Genomic DNA, 9,642 nt, shown 5'->3' with positions numbered 1-9,642 from the left:
GAACGTCTCCGACCTCGTCGAGGTCGAGGTCCCCCGCACCGTCCAGCTCTTCGCCCCCGTCGTGACCGCCGACAACGTCGACGAGTACCTCCCCACCGCGTTCAAGTCCTGACCCACTGAACACCCGCCCGACCAGGACGGGTACCCGACCGGCACGACCGCACCCCCAAACCCCCCAAAGGCCGTGCCACGACACGCCGGTGGCCCTCCCGGGCCACCGGGTGTCGAGGCGCGCCCTCAAGATGCCCAGACCAACGCACCCGGCAGGAGCCACCGCATGACCACCGACCGCTACACGCCCGCCCCCGAGGACAAGTTCTCCTTCGGCCTCTGGACCGTGGGATGGGAGGGCGTCGACGTCTTCGGCCCCGCGAGCCGCGCCCCGATCGACCCGGTCGAGAGCGTCCACCGCCTCGCCGAGCTCGGCGCCGCCGCCGTGACCTTCCACGACGACGACCTGCTCCCCGACGAGGGCACCCGCGAGAAGACCCTCGAGCGCTTCGAGCAGGCGCTCTCCGACACCGGCGTGGTCTGCGAGATGGTGACGACCAACCTCTTCAGCCACCCGGTCTTCAAGGAGGGCGGCCTCACGGCCAACAACCGGCAGGTCCGTCGGTACGCCACCGCCAAGGTGCTGCGGAACATCGACCTGGCCGCCCACCTCGGCGCCAAGACGTTCGTCATGTGGGGCGGCCGTGAGGGCGCCGAGCACGGGGCGAGCAAGCACATCCCCGCCGCGCTCGACCGGATGAAGGACTCCCTCGACCTCGTCTGCGACTACGTCATCGAGCAGGGCTACGACATGCGCTTCGCCCTGGAGCCCAAGCCCAACGAGCCGCGCGGCGACATCCTGCTGCCCACGATCGGCCACGCCCTGGCGCTGATCGGCGAGCTCGAGCACCCCGAGATGGTCGGCCTCAACCCCGAGGTCGGGCACGAGGAGATGGCCGGTCTCAACTTCGCCCACGGCATCGCCCAGGCCATGTGGCACGACAAGCTGTTCCACGTCGACCTCAACGGCCAGCACGGCCCGCGCTTCGACCAGGACCTGCGCTTCGGCGCGGGCAACCTGCGCGGCGCGTTCTGGACCGTCGACACGCTGCTGGGTGGCGGGGCTGGGCCGGCCTACGACGGCTACGTCCACTTCGACTTCAAGCCGCCGCGCGCCGAGGCCGCCGACGGCGTCTGGGAGTCCGCCCGCGGGTGCATGCGCAACTACCTGATCCTGCGCGAGCGCGTCCAGGCGTTCCGCAACGACCCCGAGGTCCAGGCGGCGTGCGAGGCCTCCGGCGTCCTCGAGCTGCTGACCCCCACCCGTGAGGCGGGGGAGCCCCTCTCGGCGCTGCGCGAGGCCGACTACGACGTCGCGGGGCTCGCCGAGCGCAGCGTCGGGATGGAGGCGCTCGACCAGCTCGCCATGGACCACCTGCTCGCCGCGCGCTGACCACGTCGGCCGGGCCCCCGGGCCCGGCCGACCCCGCGCCGCGCGCGCCGACACGTCCACCGAAGACCAGCACCACGCACCGATCACCACGACGCACGACCAGCACCAAGCAGCACCACGCACGACCAGGGGCCGAACGCCCGGGGACCCGCCCCGGACACATGGAGCGCACACCGCTAACAACGAAGGAGTTCGTGATGAAGCTCATCACGCGGCTACGGACAGGCTCGCGCACAGCGCTCGTCTCGTCCCTGGCCACGATCGTGCTGCTACCCCTGAGCGCCACCGCCGGCCTCGGTCTCACCGCATCCGCTGCCCAGGCAGCGGTTCCCGACCTGGCCCCGGCCGCTGCCGCTGCCGAGCCCCCCGCCGAGGACGACGGAGCGGGCAAGTCCGGCAAGAAGGCCGCTCCGGCCAGCAACGCCGTGCCGTGGGCGGCCGACCCCGAGGCCGACGTCGCGGGCGACGCCTTCAACGCCCTGGTGTTCTCCAAGACCGCGGCCTTCCGCCACGGCAACATCGACGAGGCCAGCACCGCGATCCAGCAGCTCGGCGTCGAGAACAACTTCACCGTGACCGCCACCGAGGACGGCGCGGCCTTCAACGACGCCAACCTCGCCACCTTCGACGTCGTCATCTTCCTCTCCACCACCGGTGACGTGCTGACCCCGACCCAGCAGGCGGCCTTCGAGCGCTACATCCAGGGCGGCGGCGGCTACGCGGGCATCCACGCGGCCTCCGACACCGAGTACGACTGGCCCTGGTACGGCAACCTGGTCGGCTCCTACTTCAACAACCACCCGGCGGGCACCCCCACCGCGACCGTCAAGGTCGAGGACCCCGCGCACCCCTCCACGGCCGGCATCGAGCCGCGCTGGGAGCGCACCGACGAGTGGTACAACTTCCGCACCAACCCGCGCGGCAAGGTGCACGTGCTGGCCTCGATGGACGAGACCACGTACGCGCCCGGCGGCGGCGCGATGGGTGCCGAGCACCCGATCGCCTGGTGCCAGGACTACGACGGCGGCCGCAGCTGGTACACCGGCATGGGCCACACCGAGGCGTCCTTCCTCGACCCCAAGTTCCTGGACCACATCCTCGGCGGCATCCAGACCGCCGCCGGTGTCGTGGACTCGGACTGCTCGGCCACCAAGGAGGCCAGCTTCGAGAAGGTCGCTCTCGACGAGAACACCTCGAACCCGATGGAGCTCGCCATCGCCGATGACGGTCGGGTGTTCTACGTCGACCGCAACGGCGCCGTGCGCATCATCCTGCCCAACGGCACCGTGGTGACCGCGGGCACGATCCCGGTCTACACCGGTCAGGAGTTCGGTCTGCTGGGCATCGCCCTCGACCCCGACTTCGCCACCAACAACTGGGTCTACCTCTACTACGCGCCGACCGGCGCCACCCCGACCGACCGCATCGCGCGCTACACGATGTCGGGCAACACGCTGCAGCTGAACACGGCGACGACGATCATCGACGTCCCGACCCAGCGCAACGAGTGCTGCCACGCCGGCGGCTCGATGGAGTTCGACAACGACGGCAACCTCTACCTGGCCACCGGCGACAACACGAACCCGTTCGACTCCGGCGGCTACGCGCCCATCGACGAGCGGCCCAACCGTGCCGCCTGGGACGCCCAGCGCACCTCGGCGAACACCAACAGCCTCAATGGCAAGGTCCTGCGGATCAAGCCCCTCGCCGAGGGCGGGTACTCGATCCCGGCCGGCAACCTCTTCGACGAGGCGACCGACACCGGTCAGAAGACCCGCCCGGAGATCTACGCCATGGGCTTCCGCAACCCCTTCCGGATCGGCCTCGACGAGCAGAACAACAACCTCCTCGTCGCCGACTACGGCCCCGACGCCGGTTCGGTGAGCGCCACCCGTGGCCCCAACGGCCGCGTGGAGTGGAACATCCTCGACGAGCCCGGCAACTACGGCTGGCCCTACTGCGTGGGCAACAACACGCCGTACAACGACTACAACTTCGCCAGCAGCACCGCCGGCGCGGCGTTCGACTGCGCCGCCCCGGTCAACGACTCGCCCAACAACACCGGGCTGACGAACCTGCCGCCCGCGAAGGCGGCCGTCATCTGGCAGAGCAACAACGGCTCGATCACCAGCACCCCGGAGATCGGGGCCAGCGGCGCGCCGATGACCTCGGGCACCTACTCCTACGACGCCGACCTGGACTCCGACCGCAAGTGGCCCGAGTACTTCGACAGCAAGGCGATCTGGGCCGACTGGAACAACAGCCGCCTCTTCACCGTCCAGATGAACCAGGACGGCACCAACTACACCGACATCAACCGGTTCCTGCCCAACCTGCAGATGGTCCGTCCCCACGCGCTGCAGTTCGGCCCGGACGGCGCCCTCTACATGATCGAGTGGGGTAGCGGCTTCAACGGCAACAACACCGACTCGGGCATCTACCGGATCGACTACGTCGAGGGCAACCGCGCCCCGGTGGCCCGCGCCACCGCGGACAAGACCTCGGGCCCGGCCCCGCTGACCGTCGCCTTCGACGGCACCGCCTCCTTCGACACCGACACCGGCGACGCCACCGGCCTCACCTACGCCTGGGACTTCAACGGCGACGGCACCACCGACGCCACCACCCCCACCGGCAGCTACACCTACACCGCGGCGGGCAACTACACCGCGCGGCTGACGGTGACCGACGACGGCGGCCGGACCGGCACGACCAACATCGACATCGTGTCCGGCAACACCGCGCCGACCATCAAGCTCGACCTGCCGCCCAACGGCGGGTTCTTCGAGTACGGCGACACGCTCAAGTACGAGGTCACCGTCACCGACCCCGAGGACGGCACCATCGACTGCGACCGCGTCGTCGTGCAGCCCGGACTGGGTCACGACGAGCACTCGCACGACTACGAGCAGTACCGGGGCTGCAGCGGCACCCTCGTGCTGCCCGGTGACGCCGGCCACGTGGGCGCGAACATCTTCGGCACCATCAAGGCCACCTACACCGACAGCGGGTCCGGCGTCGCCGGCGCGCTGACGAGCGTCGACGGCATCATCGTGCACACCAAGCGCAAGGAAGCCGAGTACTTCGACGAGACCGGTCGCACCGGCGGCTCGACCACCGGCACCGCCGGGGTCACCGTCCAGACGACCACCGACACCGGCGGCGGCCAGAACGTCACCGGCGTCGAGACCGGCGACTGGTTCCGCTGGGACATCATGAACCTCACCGGGATCACCGGCGTCAGCATGCGGGCGGCCTCGACCACCGCGGGCGCGGCGTTCGACATCCGGCAGGGTTCGGCGACCGGCACTACCATCGGCACGCTGACGGTGCCGAACACCGGTGGCGCGCAGACCTACCAGAATGTGTCGGCCACCCTCACGGGGGCGACGACGACCAGCGGACCGCTGTACTTCGTCGCCACGACCGGCGGGGCGAACGTCAACTTCATCGACTTCGTGGGTCGGGGCATCACCGACAACCAGCCGCCCACGGTCTCGATCAGCGCCAGCACCTCGAACGGCGAGGCGCCGCTGCCGGTGGAGTTCACCAGCACGGTGGCCGACCCCGACGGTGACGACCCCGTCGCCTACGCCTGGGACTTCGGCGACGACACCACGTCGACCGACGCCAACCCGAGCCACACCTATACGACGCCGGGCACCTACGTGGTGTCGCTGACCGCCACCGACGCGCGGGGTGCCAAGGCCACCCGCACGCTCGAGGTCATCGTCCGCCCGGCCGTCGACATCTGCTTCAGCGGTCGCTCCGACGACTTCGTCGGCGACACCCTCGACACCGACCGCTGGAACCGCAGCGTCCGGGTCGACCAGACGATGACGGTGGCCGACGGCTCGCTCAACGTGCCCGTCACCGCGACCGACATCTACCAGACCACCAACACCACGCCGAACATCGTCCTGCAGGACCTGCCGGCCGGTGCCTTCGAGGCCACGACCAAGGTCACCCTGCCCGCGACCCGCTCGTACCAGCAGGCCGGCCTCGTGATCTACGGCGACGACAACAACTACCTGAAGCTCGTCTACTCGGGTCGCTCCAGCACCCCGAACAAGGCGAACAACATCATCCAGGTCGCCAAGGAGGTCAACGCCACGGCGTCGGAGACCAACTCGGCCAACCTCGGTGCGAGCTTCCCGGACACCGTGTGGCTGCGGATGTCGAGCACCGACGGCAACGTCGTCAGCTTCTCCTACAGCGTCGACGGGGCCACCTGGACCCAGATGACCGGGACGCGCGACCTCAGCGGCATCACCGCTCCGAAGGTGGGTCTCCTCACCCTCGGCAGCCAGGCCGCGTCGGTCGGCATCACGGCCGAGTTCGACTACTTCACCCTCACCCCCGACGACACGGCCGTGCCGTGCGGCGGTGGCGGTGGGAGCGGCTGCCTCGAGACCTTCGACGGCACCTCGCTGAGCGACACCTGGGACGTCGTCCGCCCGACCGGCAACATCGCCGTCGGTGGTGGTGCCCTGACCATCCCGATGGCCGCCACCGACCTCTACCAGACCACCAACAACGCTGGTGACCTGGTGCTGCGCGACCTGCCCGCAGGTCCGTTCCAGCTGGTCACCAAGGTGACGGCGCCGATCGACCGGCAGTACCAGCAGGCCGGTCTGATCGTCTACGGCGACGACGACAACTACATCAAGCTGGTGGCCCAGGGGCGTTCCTCGTCCCCGGACGCCGGCAGCAACATCATCCAGCTGACCAAGGAGGTCGGCGCCACGGCTGACGAGGCCAACACCTCGGGCCTGGGTGCGACCTTCCCGTCGACCGTGTGGCTCCGTCTCACCAGCACCGACGGCACTGCCGTCACCGGTGAGTACAGCGCCGACGGCACGACCTGGGTCGCGATGCCCCGGGGCTTCGACCTCACCGGCATCACCAACCCGCGGGTCGGGGTGACGGCGTTCGCGAACAACATCGAGGCCGCCCAGATCTCGGCGCAGTTCGACTCCTTCGAGCTCGTGTCCGACGGTTGCCAGACCGACCCGGGCTGCGTCGTCGACCAGTTCGACGGCACCGCGCTCAGCACCAGCTGGAGCACCGTCCGGCCCAGCGGGAACCTCACGGTCTCCGGTGGATCGGTCTCGATCCCGATGGAGGCGACCGACCTCTACCAGACCACGAACACCGCTCGGGACATCATCCTGACGGCTCTGCCCTCCGGGCCGTTCGTGGCCACCACGAAGGTCACCGCACCCATCAACAGGTCCTTCCAGCAGGCGGGCCTGATCGTCTACGGCGACGACGACAACTACATCAAGCACGTCGTCCAGGGCCGCAGCGACCAGCCCGACGCCGGGTCCAACGTCGTCCAGACCGCCAAGGAGCTCAACGCGACCGCGCCGGAGACCAACTCCCCTGCGCTCGCGGCTGACTTCGGCAGCACGATCTGGCTGCGACTGACCAGCACCAACGGGACGGACGTCGTCGGCTCCTACAGCGGCGACGGCGAGACCTGGACCGACATGCCCTCCGGCTACGACCTGAGCGGGATCTCCAACCCCCGCATCGGTCTGCTGTCGGCGGCCAACAGCGCGGCCGGCGCCGGCATCACCGCCTCGTTCGACTGGTTCACGCTCGGCGGCGACGCCACGTGCGAGCCGGGTGGCGAGGAGCCGACCGACACCGCTGCACCCACGACGACGCTCACCATCGCGGCGGCCACCGGCCAGGCCGGCTGGTACACCACGCGTCCGTCGTTCACCCTGGCCGCCACCGACGGCGCGGACGGGTCGGGCGTCGCCTCGACCGAGTACCGCATCGCCGGCGGCGCCTGGACCCCCTACACCGCCGCGGTCTCCGTGACCGGTGAGGGCGACCGCCTGGTCGAGTTCCGCTCGACCGACACCGCGGGCAACGTCGAGGACGTCAAGTCCCAGACGATCAAGGTCGACACCGTCGTCCCGACGGTGACCGCCACCCAGGCGGGCACCGAGACGAAGACCGTGACGCTCGCGGCCACCGACGCCACCTCCGGCGTCGCGCGCATCGAGTACCAGGTCGGCGACGCCACGACGTGGACGGCCTACACCGCCGCCCTGTCGTACGACGAGCCCGGCACCTACGTCGTGCGCTACCGCGCCGTCGACGTGGCCGGCAACGTCTCGGCCACCGGCACCACCACCGTGGTGGTCGAGGGCGACGACGGCGACGTGACCGCTCCCGAGGTCGGTGCCACCGTCCTCGGCTCGTACGCCGGCACGCTCGTGGACCAGGCCAGCGGCGGTATCAGTGGCGAGGCCAGCCTGGTCTCCGCTGCCGACGGCGACGGCTACACCACGACCGTGGAGATGTCGCTCACCGGTCTCGACCCCACGCAGCGCTACGAGTCGCACCTGCACGTCGGTGAGACCTGTGGTGGCTTCGAGGGTCACTACCGTGACGACCCCGACGGCGCCGGCACCCCGCCCAACGAGCTGTGGCCCACCAACCCCGGTTGGACCGCGGCCTCGGGCGACCCGAGGATCAAGGCGGAGGCCGACGGCACGTCCTACGCGGAGGCCACCGTCGCGTGGGCACCGCGCATCGAGGGCGGCATCCTCGCCCTGCACCGTGACGGCGCGATCGTCGGTTGCATCGACCTCGACCTGACCGGGCCCGGAACCGTGGTGCTCGACGCCACCGACGACGTCGAGGTCACCTCGCTCACCTACACGGTGGACGACGGTGCCGAGACCGAGTACGACGGCCCGTTCGAGATCACCGAGGCCGGCACCCACGTGGTGACCTACACGGCCACCGACGCCGCGGGCAACGAGACGACCGACGAGTTCGAGGTCGTCGTCCCGGAGACCGAGGAGCCGGTGGAGCCCACCGTCACCATGACCACGGCGCCTGCCGCGCCGGACGGCCGTGGCGGTTGGTACACCACCCCGGTGACCATCACCCTGACGGGGGCTGGCGGTGACGGTGCGCTGAGCACGCAGTACCGCCTCGGCGACGGCGCCTGGACGACGTACTCGGCACCGTTCCGCGTGACTGCGGACGGCACCACCCGGGTGCAGGCCAGGACGACCGACGAGGCCGGCACGGTCTCGGAGGTCGTGACCACGACGATCAAGCTCGACGCAACCGCGCCGAAGCTGACCGTCGCGGGCATCGCCAACGGCGTCAAGATGAACGTGGCCGCCGTCCGCACCGCGCGGACCACGTCGTCCGACGCGACCTCGGGCATCGCCCAGCGGGTGATCCGTCTCGACGGCAAGGTCGTGGGCTCCCCGACCCGCATCGACGCCCTGTCGCTGCGGACCGGTACCCACCGACTGGTGGTCACGGTGACCGACCGGGCCGGCAACCAGCAGGCGCGGACGATCACCTTCCAGGTGGTCGCCACGTACGCCGGTGGCAAGCTGCTGGTCAACCGCCTCGACCGCGAGAACAAGCTCAGCGCCCAGCTCGGCAAGAAGCTCAAGAACGAGCTGACCGCCGCGCAGCGTGCCGACAACCGCGGTGAGGTGCGTCAGGCCCGTCAGGCCCTGACGCGGTTCCAGAGCCTCGCGGCCGGGGTCAAGAACGCCCCGGCGAAGGCGGCCCTCAACGACCTCGCGCGTCAGCTGAGGAGTCAGCTCTAGGCGCCGGGAGCAACGAGGAGACGTTCGTCGTCGGGGATCCGGTCGCCGGCACCGAGAGGTGCCGGAACCGACCGTCCGCAGGTTCGGCCCGGTGGGCCGGCTGGTGGCCGGGTCCCTGACGGCGACGGGGGAGCGACGCCCTGAGGGGCGTCGCTTCCCGCGGCCCGGGCCGGGACAGCACGCTCCGTCCCGGCCCGGGTCGCGCCGGCCGAGGCACGACCTCGGCCGACGCACCACTGACAGACAGACGCACCACCTGAGCGATGCACCACCTGACAGATGCACCACCCGACCGACCTGTCCGTTCCGCGAGAGGAACTCCCATGCCCCGTCCGATCACGTTGTTCACCGGCCAGTGGGCCGATCTGCCGTTCGAGGAGGTGGCTCGGTTGGCGTCGGGGTGGGGTTACGACGGTCTGGAGATCGCGTGCTGGGGCGACCACCTGGATCCGTGGCGTGCTGCTGAGGACGACGCGTACGTGCAGGGCAAGCTGGACGTGCTGGAGAAGCACGGGTTGAAGGTGTATGCGATCTCGAACCACCTGAAGGGTCAGGCGGTCTGTGACGACCCGATCGATGGTCGGCACGAGGCGATCTTGT

Annotated in this window: 2 protein-coding genes and 1 pseudogene; all 3 read left to right on the top strand. The window is 70.0% G+C overall.

Annotated features, from left to right (window positions below; translation table 11 throughout):
- The first annotated feature begins 277 nt into the window (after positions 1 to 277).
- Positions 278 to 1,444: a xylose isomerase gene (gene xylA / locus E4623_RS22330; RefSeq protein WP_134768793.1), complete on the top strand. Its 1,167-nt coding sequence runs from the start codon at positions 278 to 280 to the stop codon at positions 1,442 to 1,444.
- Positions 1,445 to 1,641: 197 nt separating this feature from the next.
- Positions 1,642 to 9,042, top strand: coding sequence for a ThuA domain-containing protein (locus E4623_RS22325; RefSeq protein WP_134768792.1), 7,401 nt, complete (start codon positions 1,642 to 1,644; stop codon positions 9,040 to 9,042).
- A 323-nt stretch (positions 9,043 to 9,365) separates the two neighbouring features.
- Positions 9,366 to 9,642 (top strand): annotated as a pseudogene (locus E4623_RS22320) (sugar phosphate isomerase/epimerase); the annotation flags it as partial.

Origin of the sequence: Nocardioides sp. 1609, assembly GCF_004522105.1 — a bacterium.
Classification (GTDB): Bacteria; Actinomycetota; Actinomycetes; order Propionibacteriales; family Nocardioidaceae; genus Nocardioides.
The sequence above is the reverse complement of the archived record's forward strand: the minus strand, read 5'-3'. Positions and strand labels throughout refer to the sequence as shown.